Annotated in this window: 11 protein-coding genes; 4 read left to right on the top strand and 7 right to left on the bottom strand. The window is 56.3% G+C overall.

From position 1 onward, the window contains the following. The first annotated feature begins 75 nt into the window (after positions 1 to 75). Positions 76 to 870, top strand: a complete 795-nt coding sequence (locus JN414_RS00165; protein WP_202206217.1) for an SDR family NAD(P)-dependent oxidoreductase — start codon at positions 76 to 78, stop codon at positions 868 to 870. A gap of 72 nt (positions 871 to 942) precedes the next feature. Here the strand turns inward: JN414_RS00165 and JN414_RS00160 are convergent, their stop codons facing one another. Further along, on the bottom strand, positions 943 to 1,131 hold the full coding sequence (locus JN414_RS00160; protein ID WP_086634214.1) for a YqaE/Pmp3 family membrane protein: 189 nt from the start codon (positions 1,129 to 1,131) through the stop codon (positions 943 to 945). Positions 1,132 to 1,214: 83 nt separating this feature from the next. Then, entirely contained in the window at positions 1,215 to 3,353 is a 2,139-nt protein-coding gene (gene glgX, locus JN414_RS00155) for a glycogen debranching protein GlgX (protein ID WP_202206216.1), read from the bottom strand. A gap of 204 nt (positions 3,354 to 3,557) precedes the next feature. Here glgX and glgA point away from each other — a divergent pair, with 204 nt between their 5' ends. Genes glgA through treZ form a run of 3 tightly spaced genes read left to right on the top strand, consistent with a single transcriptional unit; the run spans position 3,558 to position 9,186 of the window. After that, positions 3,558 to 5,198 carry a glycogen synthase GlgA gene (gene glgA, locus JN414_RS00150; protein ID WP_202206215.1) on the top strand — a complete coding sequence of 547 codons (1,641 nt, stop codon included), beginning with the start codon at positions 3,558 to 3,560 and terminating at the stop codon, positions 5,196 to 5,198. 14 nt (positions 5,199 to 5,212) lie between these two features. Beyond that, positions 5,213 to 7,411 carry a 1,4-alpha-glucan branching protein GlgB gene (gene glgB / locus JN414_RS00145; RefSeq protein WP_202206214.1) on the top strand — a complete coding sequence of 733 codons (2,199 nt, stop codon included), beginning with the start codon at positions 5,213 to 5,215 and terminating at the stop codon, positions 7,409 to 7,411. A 17-nt stretch (positions 7,412 to 7,428) separates the two neighbouring features. Next, a complete protein-coding gene (treZ, locus tag JN414_RS00140; RefSeq protein WP_202206213.1) occupies positions 7,429 to 9,186 on the top strand; it encodes a malto-oligosyltrehalose trehalohydrolase in 1,758 nt (585 codons plus the stop codon). Between the two features lie 18 nt (positions 9,187 to 9,204). On the opposite strand, the gene JN414_RS00135 is transcribed toward treZ, so the two are convergent. The 5 genes from JN414_RS00135 to JN414_RS00115 all read right to left on the bottom strand — a co-directional run bounded on the left by JN414_RS00135 (position 9,205) and on the right by JN414_RS00115 (position 17,221). Next, complete coding sequence (locus JN414_RS00135; protein WP_237389803.1) at positions 9,205 to 10,746, bottom strand: glucoamylase family protein; 1,542 nt, start codon at positions 10,744 to 10,746, stop codon at positions 9,205 to 9,207. A 181-nt stretch (positions 10,747 to 10,927) separates the two neighbouring features. Beyond that, complete coding sequence (gene xdhC / locus JN414_RS00130) at positions 10,928 to 11,719, bottom strand: xanthine dehydrogenase accessory protein XdhC (protein ID WP_202206212.1); 792 nt, start codon at positions 11,717 to 11,719, stop codon at positions 10,928 to 10,930. Between the two features lie 2 nt (positions 11,720 to 11,721). Beyond that, on the bottom strand, positions 11,722 to 14,052 hold the full coding sequence (xdhB, locus tag JN414_RS00125) for a xanthine dehydrogenase molybdopterin binding subunit (protein WP_202206211.1): 2,331 nt from the start codon (positions 14,050 to 14,052) through the stop codon (positions 11,722 to 11,724). Beyond that, entirely contained in the window at positions 14,045 to 15,505 is a 1,461-nt protein-coding gene (gene xdhA / locus JN414_RS00120) for a xanthine dehydrogenase small subunit (protein WP_202206210.1), read from the bottom strand. Before xdhA ends, xdhB begins: the two co-directional genes overlap by 8 nt. A 279-nt stretch (positions 15,506 to 15,784) precedes the next feature. Beyond that, positions 15,785 to 17,221, bottom strand: a complete 1,437-nt coding sequence (locus tag JN414_RS00115; protein ID WP_237389802.1) for a PLP-dependent aminotransferase family protein — start codon at positions 17,219 to 17,221, stop codon at positions 15,785 to 15,787. Between the last annotated feature and the right edge of the window lie 36 nt (positions 17,222 to 17,257).

Here is a 17,257-nt window from a genome sequence, read left to right as displayed (position 1 = left end):
TAAAACCTTTGCGACCATCAAGACCTTGCTGCGTTTCCTTCGCCATGTGCCATCCGATGAAGAAGGAAACCCGCCATGCTTGGAATTGATCTGAGTGGTCGTACAGCCCTTGTCACAGGGTCCACTGGCGGGATCGGGCTCGCCATAGCGCGGCGCCTGGCCGAAGCTGGCGCAACCGTCATCATCAACGGCCGTAAACAGGAAAGCGTAGACAAAGCGCTGGACGTTCTGCGGGAACGTATTCCTGGTGGCACTTTCCGCAGTGTGGTGGCGGATGTTGGCACTGCCGAAGGGTGTGACACGCTTGTGAACACTGAAGGCGCTGTTGATATCCTGATCAACAATGCCGGAATTTTCGGCCCCAATGACTTCTTCAAGACCACGGATGAAAGCTGGCAGAAGCTGTTCGAAGTCAACCTCTTTTCCGGTGTCAGGCTGGCCCGCGCCTACATGCCCGGCATGAAAGAGCGTAACTGGGGCCGTGTCCTTTTCATTGCATCGGAATCTGCAATCAACATTCCGGTGGAAATGATCGACTACGGTGTCAGCAAGACGGCCATGCTGGGTCTGGCCCGCGGTCTGGCCAAGGATATGGCGGGGACGAATGTCACGGTAAATTCCATCCTGCCAGGACCGACACTTTCCGGGGGCGTAGAAGACATGCTTAAGGCGCAGAACCCTGACAGCACGCAGCCTGTGGAAGAGCTTGCGGCGGATTTCGTCCGGAAGCACCGCCCAAGCAACATCCTTCAGCGCATGGCAACAGTGGACGAAGTCGCGAATATCGTTGTTTACACAGCATCGCCCCTCGCCTCTGCCACGACGGGCGCAGCTTTGCGGGTTGATGGTGGAACCGTCGATACGATCTAAAGACCCGAGTTGAGAATAAAAAAAGCCCCGGCGCCTTTCGACGTCGGGGCTTTTTTATGGGGTGTTACAGGCTCAGCCGCGACGTGCAGCGGCCAGCTTCTGATCTGTGCGATACTGGCTCAACGCATACACGGACCAGATTGCAGCCGGAATCCAGCCAATAACAGTGACCTGAAGGAACAGGCAGATAATGCCTGCGAACGGGCGACCAATGGTGAAGAACTGAAGCCACGGCAGAAGCAGGGCAAGAATGAGACGCATAAGATAGTCCTTTCCTAAAACAGGGTCTGTCATTCTTCGTCAGGTCTGACATGGATGCAATGTTTCATCCGCCATGTCCGCCGTCAGGCACACTCACCAGTTTCACGACAAATCAGTTCCAGCAGCAGCAGAGACCGACCGGTGACGGTGTATTCATGCTTCTGGTCAAAGACTTCTTTCTCAATCTCGCCACCAGCGTCTGGCTGGTTTGTGTCCAGCAGAAGCTTCCACCGGCCTTCTCCTGTCTCTGGCAGTATGAATGGAACGGCGTCTTTCCATCCATTAAATACAAGCAGAACAGTCGCATCTGACCCGCGTCGCATGATGCCACTCCGCTGGCTGCGACCGTCGATCATCAGACCAAAACACTGATCGTGCCCCCAGTCTTCCGGCATCATCTGATTGCCATTAGCTGTCAGCCAGGTGAGTTCCTGAACATCCAGCTCTTTATTGTAAGCCTCCGTCAGAAAGCGCCCGCGCCGAAGAATGGGATACCGGCGCCTCAACCCCGTTAAGCGGTGAACGAAACTCTGAAGTTGGGCACCTTCTTTACCGATCTCCCAATTCAGCCACGAAATCTCACTGTCCTGACAATAGGCATTGTTGTTCCCCTGCTGCGTACGGCCAAATTCGTCACCGGCCAGAAGCATGGGCGTTCCCTGTGACAGCAGCAGCGTGGACAGCATGTTCCTGCATTGGCGCCAGCGGATGGCGTTAATATCCGGGTCTTCTGTCGGTCCTTCCACACCATAATTGAAGGATCGGTTATCGGGGGAGCCATCCTTGCCCTCTTCCCCGTTCGCATCGTTATGGCGCTCGTTGTAAGAAACGCAGTCCATGAGCGTGAAACCATCATGAGCCGTGACAAAATTCACGCTGGCCCATGTCTGCCGTCCGCTGTGGTTGAAACGGTCCGGGCTGGCCAGAAGCCTGGGCGCCAGCGCGCCCGACTTGGCCTCGCCGCGCCAGAAATCACGAACAGTGTCCCGAAACGTGTCGTTCCACTCTGCCCAGCCCGGCGGAAAATTCCCAACCTGATAACCACCCGGACCAACGTCCCAAGGCTCGGCAATCAGTTTCACATGCGACAGCACCGGGTCCTGCCGGCAGACACGCAGAAACGTTGCATCATTATGGAAACCATCTTCTTCACGGGCAAGAATTGTTCCGAGGTCAAACCGAAACCCATCAACGCCCATTTCCTTGACCCAATATCTCAAACTGTCCGCAACAAAGCGGATGCAGTTCAGATGCGTCAGGCTGAATGTGTTTCCGGTTCCCGTTTCGTTTATGTAATGTCTTTTACTGTCTGGCATGAGCCGGTAATATGAAACATTATCCAGCCCGCGGAATGACAGCGTCGGGCCAAGTTCATTGCCCTCCGCTGTATGATTATAAACAACGTCGAGAATAACTTCGAGGCCCGCCTCATGACAGGCACGCACCAAAGCCCGGAATTCCTGAGCCGCATTATCAGGCTCTGCAGCGTAATGGCTTTCGGGGGCAAAAAAGCCGATCGTATTATAGCCCCAGTAATTCCTGAGGCCTTTATCTGCCAGAAATTTGCTACTGACAAAGCTCTGAACAGGCAGGAATTCCACCGCCGTCACACCCATATCCCGAATACTTTTCAAAAGTTTCGGGTCTGACAGTCCGGCATAGGTTCCACGCAGTTTCTCAGGCACTGCACCATTCAGCCGCGTATATCCTTTCACATGCATTTCGTAGATGACCGTATCCGTCCAGGGTGTGTCAGGATGGTCAAAATGCTGAGGTGTCGGATCTATGATGATCGCTTTTGGTACGAATGATGCACTGTCTGCCGTACTGTAACTCAGGTCCTTGTCAGGATGGTCCAGCTCATATCCAAACAGGGAAGGATCCCATGTCAGATCGCCATGAAATGCCCTAGCGTACGGATCCATCAGCAATTTGTTGGGATTGAACCGATGTCCTTCATCCGGCTCATAAGGCCCATGAACACGGTAACCATATAACTGCCCCGGCTTCAGATCCGGGATCCATCCATGAAAAACATGATCGGTATATTCGGGCAGACGGATCCGGTCTGTTTCACGTGTTCCGTCTTCATCAAAAAGGCAGACTTCAACAGCTTTGGCGTGGGCAGAAAAAACGGCGAAATTGACCCCGGAATCGTCATACGTAGCTCCGAGATTATTGGGGTTTCCTTCCTGTAATCCCTTCTGGCGCGAACTGCTCATCTTGATTGTTCCAGCAAAAACGCAAGCCAGCTTTCCTGCCCCGTGGCAGAGCCGTGCGGCTTTCAAGGCGGTAACGCTGGAGCGGGGCCTGACATGGCTGTAAATTATTTGTGAAGGCGTTTCCAACACCATTCATCAGACGTTGTGCCCTCGACAAAGCCAAAAAATATCCAACTCCGCATGATAGCGAGAAGGGTGTGTGTGATGACAACGAATACGCCCGTATCAGCCCTGAGAGAACTGCAACTCCTGTCTGTGGCTGCGGAGATCTATCCGCTGATCAAGACCGGAGGGCTGGGAGATGTTGTTGGCTCACTGCCGGCCGCACTTGAACCTCATAGAATCTGCACGCGTACCCTCGTTCCCGGCTACCCAGCCGTTCTGCACGCACTCTGCAATCGCAAAGAAACGATCCGGATTGATAATGTTCTTGGATATACCGTCACGATCTGGGAAGGCCGGACCGATGGAAACACGCTCTATGTCGTAGACGTCCCAGAACTCTATAACCGTCCCGGCAATCCATATCTTGCTCCAGACGGGCAGCCCTGGAGCGACAACGGCATCCGTTACGCAGTCCTCTGCCGAGCGGCTGCCCTGATTGCCTCCGGAACACTCCCGAGCTGGAAGCCCGACGCAGTTCTGAGCCATGACTGGCACGCCGGGCTGGTTGCCGCCTATCTGCGCTATATGGAGGGCCCGACACCGCCGGTCGCCCATGTCGTGCATAATCTCGCGTTTCAAGGGCTCTTTCCCCGCGAAATGCTGCATACATTCGGTTTGCCAGACTGGTCTTTTACCTTCGACCAACTCGAATATTACGGCCAGATCAGCTTCATGAAGGCTGCGCTCCAGCTTTCAGATCGGCTGATCAGTGTGTCACCAACCTATGCAGAAGAAATTCAGACCCCTGAGGAAGGAATGGGGCTGGATACCGTCCTGCGGGCACGTTCCAACGCCTTGACCGGTATTCTGAATGGCGTGGACCTTCGGGAATGGAACCCCATGACCGATCCCTCCGTCTTTTTTCCTTATGCGGTCGGAGACATCATCGCGCGCCGTGCGAACAAGCGTGTGTTTCAGGCTGAGTTTGGCCTTCCCCAGAAATCGGATGCTCTGCTTCTCGGGATGGTCAGTCGTCTGACAACACAAAAAGGGGCTGACCTTCTCGCAAAGCTGGCCCCTCGCCTCTTTCAGGAGGATATCCAGCTCGCTGTTGTCGGTGTGGGTGATGAAGGCATCATGCAGGAGTTTGCGACCCTACGAAGCCGGTATCCGCAAAATTTCGTCTGCCATCTGCGGTACAGCGAGACACTTGGCCACAGACTGCACTCTGCGGTCGATGCATCCCTGATCCCTTCCCGTTTTGAACCCTGCGGCCTGACGCAGTTTCATGCGCTGCGATACGGATCAATCCCAATTGCAGCCCGTGTGGGAGGGCTGAGCGACACCATTATTGATGCCAATTCGGCCGCTGTGTCAGAGGGCGTTGCAAACGGAATCCTGTTTTCTCCCACAACGGAAGACATGCTGTATCTGGCAATCCGCCGCGCGCAGGCATTGTTTCGTCAAAAAGCCGTCTGGGCACGGATGCAGCGGAATGGGGCCCTGCACGATGTGTCCTGGAATGGCAAAGCCGCGCAATACGCCCGCCTGCTGCAGGATATGACCGGCCATGAAACAGTTATGACAGAGCCGGGCAGTGATATCGCCCCACGCCGGGCCGATCCGGCATCGGCACGTCCACGGCTGTCACGGCAGGTTGCCCGGATGCCGCGCACCGCGGGCGACACAGCCACGTCCGCACTTGTTCCATTCACGCCCCGTACGGGCACCCGATCCTGAAGGTTTTCCGCATAATGGCTCGTCCGGTCGATCCCGTTCTTCAATCCATGACAGACGCACTTATGGCCGGGCAGTGCAGTGACCCGTTTGCTCTGCTCGGCCGCCACCGGGATCATCGGCAGGATATTGTGAGAGTCTTTTACCCCGATGCTGTGGAAGTCCATCTTATGGTGGAACAGGCATCAGGGCAGGTTTTGGAAAAGACCATGCGTCGGATCGATGATCGCGGCCTGTATTCCGCCACGCTCCCCCGCTCCGCCCGCTATCACCTGCGCATCCGCTGGGCCGATGCCTGGCAGGACACCCATGACCCATACAGCTTCGGCCTTCTTCTGGGCGACATGGATCTGTATCTTTTTTCGGAAGGGAAGCATCAGCAGATCGACCAGATGATGGGCGCCATCCCCATGACCGTTGACGGTGTGAGCGGCGTCCGCTTCGCAGTGTGGGCACCAAATGCCAAGCGTGTCTCAGTCGTGGGAGATTTCAATATCTGGGATGGCCGTCGGCATTGCATGCGCCTGCGTCATGGCTCTGGCGTGTGGGAGTTGTTCATTCCCAGCGTACACGCTGGAGAGCGTTACAAATACGAAATAGTCTCTCAGGATGGGCACGTCCTTCCCGCCAAGGCTGACCCCTATGCCAAAGCCGCAGAACTCCCGCCTGCCAATGCCTCTGTTATTGCGGCTCCCGATGACTTTGTCTGGCACGATGCAGACTGGATGAGAACGCGAGCAGCCAGACATGCCAGTCAGGCTCCCATTTCAATTTACGAAATTCATGCCCCCTCATGGCGTCATCCCCAGCATGGCAATGACATCATGACGTGGGAGGAGCTTGGTGATGCGCTCATTCCGTATCTTCAGGATCTGGGATTCACTCATTTGGAGCTCCTCCCGATCGCAGAATATCCCTATTCCGGCTCATGGGGTTATCAGCCGCTCAGCCTGTATGCGCCTACAGTGCGCCATGGTTCACGTGCTCAATTTGCCAACTTCGTTAATCGTTGCCACCAGGCTGGCCTCGGCGTCATTATCGACTGGGTCCCTGCCCATTTCCCTGCTGACCAGCATGGGCTGAGCCAGTTCGATGGCACACACCTGTATGAACATGCAGACCCGCAGGAAGGCTATCATCAGGACTGGCACACCCTGATTTATAATTACGGACGCAATGAAGTCTGTGGTTTTCTGGCGGGGAGCGCTCTCCATTGGCTTGAACAGTTCCATGTCGACGGCCTGCGCGTCGATGCTGTCGCGTCCATGCTGTACCGGGATTACAGCCGCAAAGAAGGCGAATGGCGCCCCAATATTCATGGAGGGCGCGAAAATCTGGAAGCGGTCAATTTCCTGCGCCATCTTTCAGAAACACTGGAAGACCTCCACCCCGACACAATGCTGATCGCGGAAGAATCGACGTCCTGGCCAGGCGTGACAGCGCCCGCCAGAACAGGCGGCCTGGGCTTTACCTACAAATGGAATATGGGCTGGATGCATGACACGCTGCGATACATGGAGCTTGATCCGCTCTGGCGCAGTTACCACGCAAACGACATCACTTTCGGCATGATCTATGCTTATTCGGAACGTTTTATCCTGCCACTTTCCCATGATGAGGTTGTTCACGGAAAAGGGTCTCTCCTGACCAAAATGCCGGGAGACGAGTGGCAGAAACATGCCAATCTGCGCGTACTTTATGCCCTGATGTGGGCTTATCCGGGCCGAAAACTTCTCTTCATGGGCGGAGAACTGGCTCAACCTCATGAGTGGAATCATGAAGGTGAGTTGGCGTGGTATCGGCTGTGGGACGGGTATGGCCGTGGCATGCATGAGACGGTTCGTTCCATCAACACGCTGTATCGCTCTCACCCTGCTCTTCACGCTTCCGATGATGAGCATGAAGGGTTTCAGTGGCTCGTCGCCGACGATACCGCAAACACCGTTTTTGCATGGCTCAGACAGTCTCCAGATGCACGCCCTGTTCTTGTTGTGGGCAATATGACGCCTGTTCCCCGCATGAACTACCGCATCGGCGTTCCATGGCGCGGTGAATGGCGAGAGCTCCTAAATACAGACGCAGCCCATCTGGGCGGAAGTAATCTCGGCAATCATGGGCGAGTGTACGCCCAGGATATTCCCACCCATGGCATGCCACACTCTGTCGAACTGATCCTCCCACCCCTTGCCGTGCTTTATCTTTCTCCAGCTCCCTGAGACAAAGGACGCAGCGCATGTCTTCCTTCAGGTTTAAAAACCGCCTGGGTGCAGAACTCATCGCTCCCGATCGGACACGGTTCACGCTCTGGGCTCCCTCCTGTGAGAGAGTTTTTGTGGAGGTGGAGGACCTTCCGCCCATCGCCATGAGGCGACACGCAGATGGAACATTCGTCGCCGAAGTACCTTGCGGTGCCGGGGCACGATACCTTTACCGCGTCCGCGACAACGTCACGGTTCCTGACCCGGCCAGCCGCTTTCAGCCTGATGGCGTACATGGGCGAAGCGAAATTCTTGACCCCGATTTTTATGATTGGAAAACACCCGAATGGAAGGGGCGCCCGTGGGAAGAAACGATCATTTACGAGACGCATCTGGGTCTCGAAGGCAATTATGAAGGCATGAAAGCCCGCCTTCAGGAACTGGCGGATCTGGGCATCACAACGGTTCAGTTCATGCCGGTCAACAGTTTCAGTGGTCACTGGAACTGGGGATATGATGGCGTTCTGGTTTATGCCCCAACGCCAGCTTATGGACGGCCGGAAGCCCTGAAGGACCTGATCGACTATGCTCATTCACTGGGTCTGATGGTCTTTTTGGATGTGGTGTACAATCATTTCGGGCCAGACGGGAATTACCTACTGGAATATGCAAAAGGCTTCTTCGACCCGCGCTACGACACGCCCTGGGGTGACGGTATCGACTTCCATAACCCAATCGTAGCGGATTTCTTTATCGACAATGCGCTTTACTGGCTGATGGAATATCGCTTTGACGGCCTCCGCATCGATGCGGCATGGGCCATTACGGATCGACAATGGTTTTATAAACTTCAGAGCCGCATTCACAAGACTGTCGAAAAGGGCCGCCATGTTCATTTAATTCTTGAAAATGAGAACAATGACGCAGGCCTTCTCCGCGACGGTTATTCCGGACAATGGAGCGAAGACTGGCACCATACCCTGACTGTCATGCTCAGCGGAGAGGACAAGGGGTTTTTCCTGCCGTTTCATCACGAAACAACCGGCCTTCTCAAACGTGTTCTGACAGAGGGGCTTGCGTGGCAGGGCGAATATTTCCCGCCGCGCCAGAAAACGCGTGGCAGTCCGAGCAGCGATTTACCTCCAACAAAATTCGTAACGTTTTTACAAAACCATGATCAGATCGGTAATCGCCCTCTGGGAGAAAGATTAATCACCCTCTCAGACCCGGACGCCTTCAAAGCAGCCTATGCGCTGCTTCTTCTTTGCCCCATGACGCCAATGCTGTTCCTTGGGGAAGAGTGGGGCTCAAAAACGCCATTCTATTTCTTTTCGGATTTTCACGGTGCCATTGGCGAGAAGGTCCGCCGTGGGCGCGAAGAACAGTTTGCCGAATACTGCAACCTGACGGACCCGGACATTCTTGCGACACTTCCTAGCCCCACTGACCCGAAAACATTTCGAATTTCTCGCCCGGACCGAACCGAACGGGACACACCGGAAGGTCAAGCGTGGCTTTCCAGAACAAAAGAACTTTTGGCCTTACGCCATTCCAAAATTACGCCGCACCTGAAAGGAGCTTACAGCGCGGGAGCCGATATTCTGGGAGAGAAAGCTGTCATTGCCTCCTGGACTCTTGGGGACGGCAGCCTGCTGACCATCGCCGTAAACCTGGGGACAGACACTGTATCGGTCCCCGAGCCAAAAAATATCTTTTACGAAACCAGCCTTAAACGAGCATCCCAGACACTTCCGCCCGGAACGCTCGTTGCGGCACTGGGTCGCGCCTTTTAAGCGGGACGACTTACAAAACTACAGCGGACGGTCGCCCTGGCTGGACGCTGTTTTTTCGTTCAGCCAGCCGCCTTGGAATCCCGCGCGCTTTAAGCCATCACGCAGATAAGGATTCTTTTTCATCGTGTTCCACACAAAGCCACTGCGCCAGTTTTCCAGCATCAGCAGAATAGGTCCCTGATCAATGCCAAGCTGCTGCCCGTCGACCCAGTAATCATTCTTGTCTTTGAACGACGGGTTGAAAGAGTCCAGGAAGCCATACTGATTGTAAATCCGGCTTCCGTAGCGCTTGCGCATCTCTTCCAGTGCGGGAAGAGCAATTTCAGGCGCGAAGGCAATCGATCCGCCCGCGGCTGTTGGTGCAATGGTGCCATCGTCCAGAATGTAATCCCGGCCCGCCCCGCGCGCGCTGTAGGCGAGGTAATGGCGATGCTTGCCGTCATAATCCTGCTGAATGTCCCCGGGGCCATCGCAGGCGGTCAGACCCCAGATATTGGCACCGTAGTCCTTCCAGTCTCCGGGATTAGCCTGTGCGTAAGCACGCTGCGCGTACACGGCTTCACGCCCGTTTTGGAAATAGTCATCATCATGCTTGCGATTGAAATCGTCCTGAATGCCACGGAAATCAATCCAGGATTCGCTGTACTGGTGGCCGAAGAGTGGCGCGAAATTCAGCAGCTTATGGCCTTGGAAATCTCCCCACTGCCCATCGTAAGTAGCCGTCCAGGTCTTCCATGTGTCGGCCGGAAGAGGATGCGTCGGTGATGCAATGGCCAGAAGATAAATGATCAGCCCTTCGTTATAGCCCTTCCAGTCCGTCGTGATGAACGTATTGGGCGGCGACCACCCCATACTCAGCCAAGGGCCATGCGCTTTCATCCACGTCCAGTCGATACGGCGATACAGGCGATCGGCAATGTCGCGGATTTCTTTTTCCTGCGCAGTATCCCGGTCATAATACGACTGGGAAAATAGAACGCCGCCCATGAGAAGCGTTGTATCTACACTGGAAAGTTCAGACCAGTCCGCGACGCGCAGGCCGGTATTGGGGTCCAGAAAATGGTAGAAAAAGCCTTTGTACCCTGCCGCACCTGAAACCTTGTCGTTCTGCGGCAGACCAATCAGAAATCTCAGGGTCGTCAGCGTGCGGTCGGCAGCCTGCTGGCGGGTTATGTATCCGCGCTCCGCTCCAATCCCATAAGCCGTCAAACCGAAGCCCACACCCGCAATGCTCGCAGCCCCATTCGGCAGCGGAGAGCGATCAGGGATCAGCCCATTCTTGGGGTTGGCCGTATCCCAGAACCAGCGGAACGTCCGATGTTCCAGATCTTCCACAAAAGTCTGATCGGCCGCCGTGAGGGATGGTGGTTTGTCGGCCTGCGGTATCGCCGCACCTGCTGCGATGGCAGATCCTGAAAAGAGGGCAAGGTGCACAACCCCTGCCGCTACTCCAGTCCGGAGAAAACGGGAGGATGAAGCACAGAACTTTTGTCCTGCACGTCGTGCTGTCGAGAGAAACCTGCTGCCTGGCGCAGGCTGCATCCGAAAGTCAGTGCTCATAGGCTCACCATAAGCGCAGAAGATGCATCACTTGAACGTGGTGTTACATCACAACGGCGTGATGTCTGCGAGGCTTGGAAAACTGCCAGAAATATCGAAAATTATCCACTCTGAAAATCGAACTTCCGGAACGGTTTTGTAAGCTTTCGTTACATAGACGATTCTCACATCCCCGATGTCGTCAGACCTCCAGAAGACGAGCAGCAATTTCTGCCGTTACGAAGGCTGCAATCATCTCAGGACGCTTGTCCCGCACGCCAAAATCTCCAATCGGGCACACCAGTTTATCAATCTGCTGCTGTGGGATGTCGATTGCCCGGAACGCACTCTCAAAGCGTTTGCGTTTCGTGCGAGAGCCGATCATCCCCACGTATCGCAGATCATTTCGCGCCAACGCTGCCCCCGTAATGAGGGCATCCAGAGTGTGACTTTGTGTCAGCACCAGAACGCCCGAACCAGCAGGCGCTGCATTCAATGTGCTTTCCCAGTCTGATGTGACCTGTGCTTCGACTGTTGGCGGAACAGGCCCGAACTCATCTTGCCGCGCATCAACCCAGACAAGCCTGAGGGGCAGAAGCGCCAGTGATTTCGCCAGCGCTCTCCCTACGTGCCCAGCCCCGAACAGAATCAACTGAGGCAGCGTCTCCCGCTCTTTCCAGGCCTGACGCTCAATGTCATCCAGGTTTCGTATGCGCTCGATGCTCACCGTCACAGCGCCGCCACAGCACTGGTTGATGGCAGGCCCCAGCGGGATATGACGTTCCAGATGGTCTGCACCATCAGTCAGGAGGGCCCGGGCATCCGCCATGCAGTCCCACTCCAGACGCCCGCCACCGATCGTGCCAACCTGCTCGTGTTGTGTGAGGAGCATATAGGCCCCGGCCTCACGCGGGGTGGACCCTTTGGCGACCAGAACCGTAATTCTGGCCACCGCCTCCCCCGCATCACGCCAGCGGCGGATGGCTTCCAACATGGTCAGTCGATCTCGCCACGCAGGCTCATGGCAGTCCGCAGAACCCGTTCCGGCGTCGCGGGCGCATCAAGCTGCGGACAGGTCTTGTAGTCATTCAGGCTGGCGAGAGCGTCTGAAATGGCCTGAAGGACGGCCACACCATGCACAAAGGGAGGCTCCCCAACGGCCTTGGAGCGGAAAATCGTCTCCTCCTGGTTCGGAGCATTTTCCAGCAGTTCCACATTGAAAATCCGTGGCCGATCGGAACAGGCCGGGATCTTGTAGGTGCTGGGTGCATGTGTCCGCAGACGACCAGCAGGATCCCAGACCAGCTCTTCCATCGTCAGCCAGCCCGCACCCTGCACGAAGCCACCTTCGATCTGCCCGACATCAATTTCTGGATTCAGGGACTGCCCGGCGTCATGAAGAATATCCACGCGGTCCATGGTGTTCTCACCTGTCAGCAGATCAATGGAGACTTCCGCACACGCCGCACCATAGGCAAAGTAAAAAAACGGACGACCCCGCCCTGTTGCAGGGTCCCAGGAGATCTTGGGTGTCTTGTAGAACCCATTGGAAGACAGGGAGATACGGGCGAAATAGACCTGCCAGGCCAGTTGCTGGAAAGTCATGACGTCTGACCCGACATGCACGCCATCTGGCAGGAACTGCACGTCTTCTTCCGCGACATTCCACTTTTCGGCAGCAAACGCGATCATGCGGCGCTTGATCTTGGTAATGGCGTCCAGAACAGCCATGCCGTTCAAATCCGCCCCGGAAGACGCAGCCGTTGCAGACGTGTTGGGAACCTTGCCCGTTGTAGTGGCTGTGATGCGAACGCGATCGGACGTCAGGCCAAACTCACGCATGGCAATCTGCACCATTTTCGTGTGCAGACCCTGCCCCATTTCGGTCCCGCCATGGTTCACCTGCACGGAACCATCCGTGTAGACATGAACCAGCGCACCAGCCTGATTGTAATGTGTCGCCGTGAAAGAAATGCCGAATTTCACCGGCGTCAGGGCAATCCCGCGCTTGATGTATCGACTGGTTTTATTGAAAGCGCGGATCTCTTCCTTGCGCTTTGCATAATCGCAGCGCCGTACCAGCTCCGTGACAATTTCCCGGCTAATCGAGTCTTCCACCGTCATATGATACGGCGTGATGTTCCGATCCGTCGTTCCATAGAAATTGCGTAGTCGCACGGTCACAGGATCAAGCCCCGTCGCAAATGCGACTTCCTCGATCACACGCTCCGCCGCGACAATACCCTGCGGGCCACCAAACCCTCGATAGGCCGTGTTGGACTGCGTATTGGTTCGGAGTGGTTCGGAACGGAACCGCACATCCGGATAGAAATACGCGTTGTCCGCATGAAACAGCGCACGATCCACAACAGGGCCGGACAGATCGGCGGACCAGCCACAGCGAGCGGCCAGAACCATATCGACTGCCAGAATGTCCCCGTCATCCGTAAAGCCGACATCATAATCCACGACAAAATCATGCCGCTTGCCGGTCATCATCATGTCGTCGTCACGGTCCAGACGCATCTTGGCAGCCTGGCCGGTCAGATCAGCCGCAATAGCCGCCAGACAGGCCGCAGCATTGGCCTGCGTTTCCTTGCCACCAAAGCCACCGCCCATCCGGCGCACTTCAGTCGTGACCAGATGATGGGGCCGCCCCAGAACACACGCCACCAGATGCTGCGTTTCAGACGGATGCTGCGTGGAAGACCAGACGCGCATTTCCCCAGCCTCACCTGGCTGAGCCAGAGCGGCCTGCCCTTCAAGGTAGAAATGCTCCTGGCCGCCCATCGTGATACTGCCAGACAGACGACGCGGTGCGGCAGCCAGTCCGGCATCCACATCACCACGCTTCATGACCAGCGGACGCCAGACCAGATCGCCGCCAGCTTCCCGCGCCTGAGCGACGTTCAGGATAGCAGGCTTCTCTTCATACTCGATCTTTGCAAGCCGGACGGCCTGACGGGCAGCCTGCCGGGACGTCGCCACTACGGCAAACATCGGCTGACCCCAGTAATAGACATGATCCGTGGCCAACAGGGGCTCGTCATGCGCATGCACCGGGCTGATCTCGTTCTCGCCCGGAACATCCTCGGCCGTCAGAACCCGCACCACACCCGGAGCAGACCGCACGGCGCTCAGATCCATGGACACGATCCGCGCATGAGCCTTGGTGCTCAGCCCCGGGACGACATGCAGCATGCCTTTCGGCTCCGGCATATCGTCGATGTAGTTCGCACGCCCTGCCACATGCAGGATCGCACTTTCATGCTTCATGCTGGTGGAGGCCGCACCCTGAACCATCGGCATCTTCCGAGCTTCAGACATGGGCCAGCCCTCCCGTACGGGCCAGACGCGCCTGTGGACCGCCCGTTGTTTCCTCAAAGAAGCGCGTCAGCAGATTCGCGGCGACTGTCCGGCGATACCAGTCTGTGGCGCGCATATCCGTCAAAGGCGTGAAGTCCTGCGCAATCGCGGCTCTTGCGGCGTCCAGCGTTGCTTCTTCCCACGGGCGGCCGAGCAGCGCGGCTTCAGCATTCGCTGCACGCTTCGGTGTTGCTGCCATCCCACCATAGGCCAGCCGGATAGACGTAATGATTCCGTCTGCATTCCGACGCATGAAAAAAGCCCCCAGAACCGCTGAGATATCCTGATCGAACCGTTTGGAAATCTTGTAAGCGCGGAACTGAACGTCCTTTTCAGGAACCGGAAGGGTAACGGCTTCCACAAACTCCCCGGGCCGCCGATCCTGCTTTCCATAAGCAATGAAATAGGCTTCCAGAGGCATGGAGCGACGTTCATTGCCCAGTCGCAGATGCAGGGTTGCACCAGCAGCAATGAACATCGGCGGCCCGTCACCAATTGGAGAACCGTTGGCGATATTTCCACAGACTGTTGCGCTGTTCCGCACCTGCGTTGAACCCAGACGACGGATCATCTCTGCTGCATCGGGAAGGAGGTCTGCGATAAACGGCTTGGCTTCCTGATAAGTCACGGCAGCGCCGATCGTCAGGCCTTCATCCGTGAGCTCAACCTTCCGCAACTCAGGAACACGGCCGATCGAGACGACATGCCGCAGTTGCTTCATGCCTTTGGTCACCCACAGACCCACATCCGTTGCCCCGGCGACAATCGTGGCCTCGGGATGCTGCACCAATGTGTCGGCCAGAACATCTACAGTCGCCGGAATTGTTAGGGTGCCTTCTGCGCCCGACACCTGAACGGTTTCACCATCATTCAGCGCTGTTAGCCGCTCCGTAATCGTCGCAATCTGCGCATCGAAACGGTCCGGGCCGGCCGACATGGACTGTTTCATGGCGCGCACGATCGGCGCGTACCCGGTGCAGCGACAAAGATTTCCAGCCAAAGCGTCGTCAATCTGGGCGTCATCAACAGTTGCACCAGGCGTCTTGCGATACGCGGCCATGGACATGACAAAACCTGGCGTACAGAAACCGCACTGCGAACCGTGCTGTTCCACCATAGCAGCCTGCACGGGATGCGGTGCATCAGGCGTACCGAGGTCTTCAATCGTATAAACCTGCGCACCATCCAGCATGCTGACAAACTGAATACATGCATTCACAGCGCGCCAAACGAGCCGATCCTGATCCAGTCGTACGACCAGCACGGTGCACGCACCACAGTCACCTTCGTTGCAGCCCTCTTTCGTTCCGGTTTTGCCACGATCTCGTAGCCAGTCCAGAAGAGTCAGGGTCGGGTTCAGGCCATTCAGAGTGCAGTGCTCATCGCCCAGATAGAATTGTACAGCCTGTCTCATGATCCTTGCCCTCCATGAGGCAACACACGCAAAGCAAAACGGAAGAAGGCTGGCTGGACTGTCAAAGTTCGACCCTGGGTAAAGATGGGGAAACCCCGAATATGAAAATGGGAGACTAGCAGAGTCCTGCACTGAAGAGGGTGTTGCCGTCCATATCCAAGATACGCATAACGCGTTGCTTTTTCGAGAGCACAAATTACGCCCGCTGGAGCATACGACCGAGCACACTTCTGGCTTCGTTATGCAGCAGATTGAACGACGCCTTTTAAGTGCGCAGCCTTAGAGGAGGCCTTTCAGAACAGACCAGAGTTCGGGCTGCTCCACAGCACTGACTGTGAACCTCAACATGCTCGACGGTGCCTGCGTTGGAGAAAATAATGTTCCAGGCGCCAGAAGCATCCCTTTTGCAGATGCCGCCCGCGCAACGGCCTCAGAATCCTGTCCACAATCCGCCCAGACGAAAATACCTGCAGGCGGAAGATATGGCAGCGTGAGACCACATCCGATGAGCGCATCAGCACATTTCTGGCGCGCCTGATTGACCCTTTGCCGGAGCCGGGAAAGATGCCGACCGTAGTGTCCATCTTTCAGAAGACGCGCCATGACGTTTTCTCCCAGCTGCGGCGTACATAAGCCAGCCAGAAGTTTTAGGTCCGTCAGCCGCGCCACAATATCCGGACGGGCCGCCAGCACACCCACTCTCAGACCAGCCGCCATCGTCTTGGCATAGCCTGTGACGAGAATAACCCGTTGCAGGCGGTCCATGGATGCAAGACGAATAGCAGTTCCATCATGGAAATCCGCGTAGGTATCGTCTTCCAGAACCATGAAGTCATATTTCTCGGCCAAACGCAGGATATCATGCGCCGCTGCGGCTCCGAGAGTGTATCCCGTGGGGTTGTGAACGACGCTGTTAATCAGGAAAAGCTTCGGTTTATGCTCCGCAGCCAGACGCTCCAGAACCTCCAGATCCGGCCCTTCCCGTCCCCGCGGCACACTGATGATTCTTGCCTCGTAAGCCGCCAAACGACCAAAAATCAAAGGCCAGCCCGGTTCCTCGACCAGTACGGTATCTCCCCGCTGGACCATTAATCTCAGCACAAGATCAATTCCATGCGTAACACCCGCCGTCATCAGCAGATGATGATCCGGATGCGCAGCGATGCCCTGACCGCCCAGCATGGCCGCAATATGTCGGCGTAACTGCGGGCTCCCCTGGGGGTGGCCGTACTGCAGCAACCCAGCAGAATCTTCCCGTGCGGCAGCCCGAATGGCGCTGGCGATCAGATCCGCATCCAGCCAGTGAGGTGGAAGAACACCAGATGCCGCAGTCAGGCGATTAGACTGCCCGGTGCCGAACATTTCGCGCAAAAGCCATGTCACATCGAGCTTTGACTGTTCCGACGGCGCCTGCGTTATGGCTTCCGCAAAGACCGGCGGCTCGACGGGCGAGCGCACGAAATATCCCGCGCCCGGCCGTGACAAAACCAGCCCGCGCGCCAGAAGACGCTCATACGCTTCCATCACCGTATAGCGACTGAGCCCTGCACTTTCGGCCATCTTGCGAACTGACGGCAGGCGGCTGCCGGGCCTGAGCCTATGTGTCTCTATACGCTCGGCGAATTCAGTTTCGAGTTGCGCGACGAGCGTTGTGTCACCACCACGGACGGGCTTCCAGAGGGGAAATGTTCCATGCTGAGCTGGCGTTACTGTCATGGTCAAACCTCCGGAACAGTCTGAAAGAATCCTGTT

It is taken from the genome of Gluconobacter sp. Gdi (assembly GCF_014132155.1).
Taxonomy (GTDB): Bacteria; Pseudomonadota; Alphaproteobacteria; order Acetobacterales; family Acetobacteraceae; genus Gluconobacter.
Note: the sequence above shows the minus strand (reverse complement) of the source record. Positions and strands in the feature narration are given on the sequence as shown.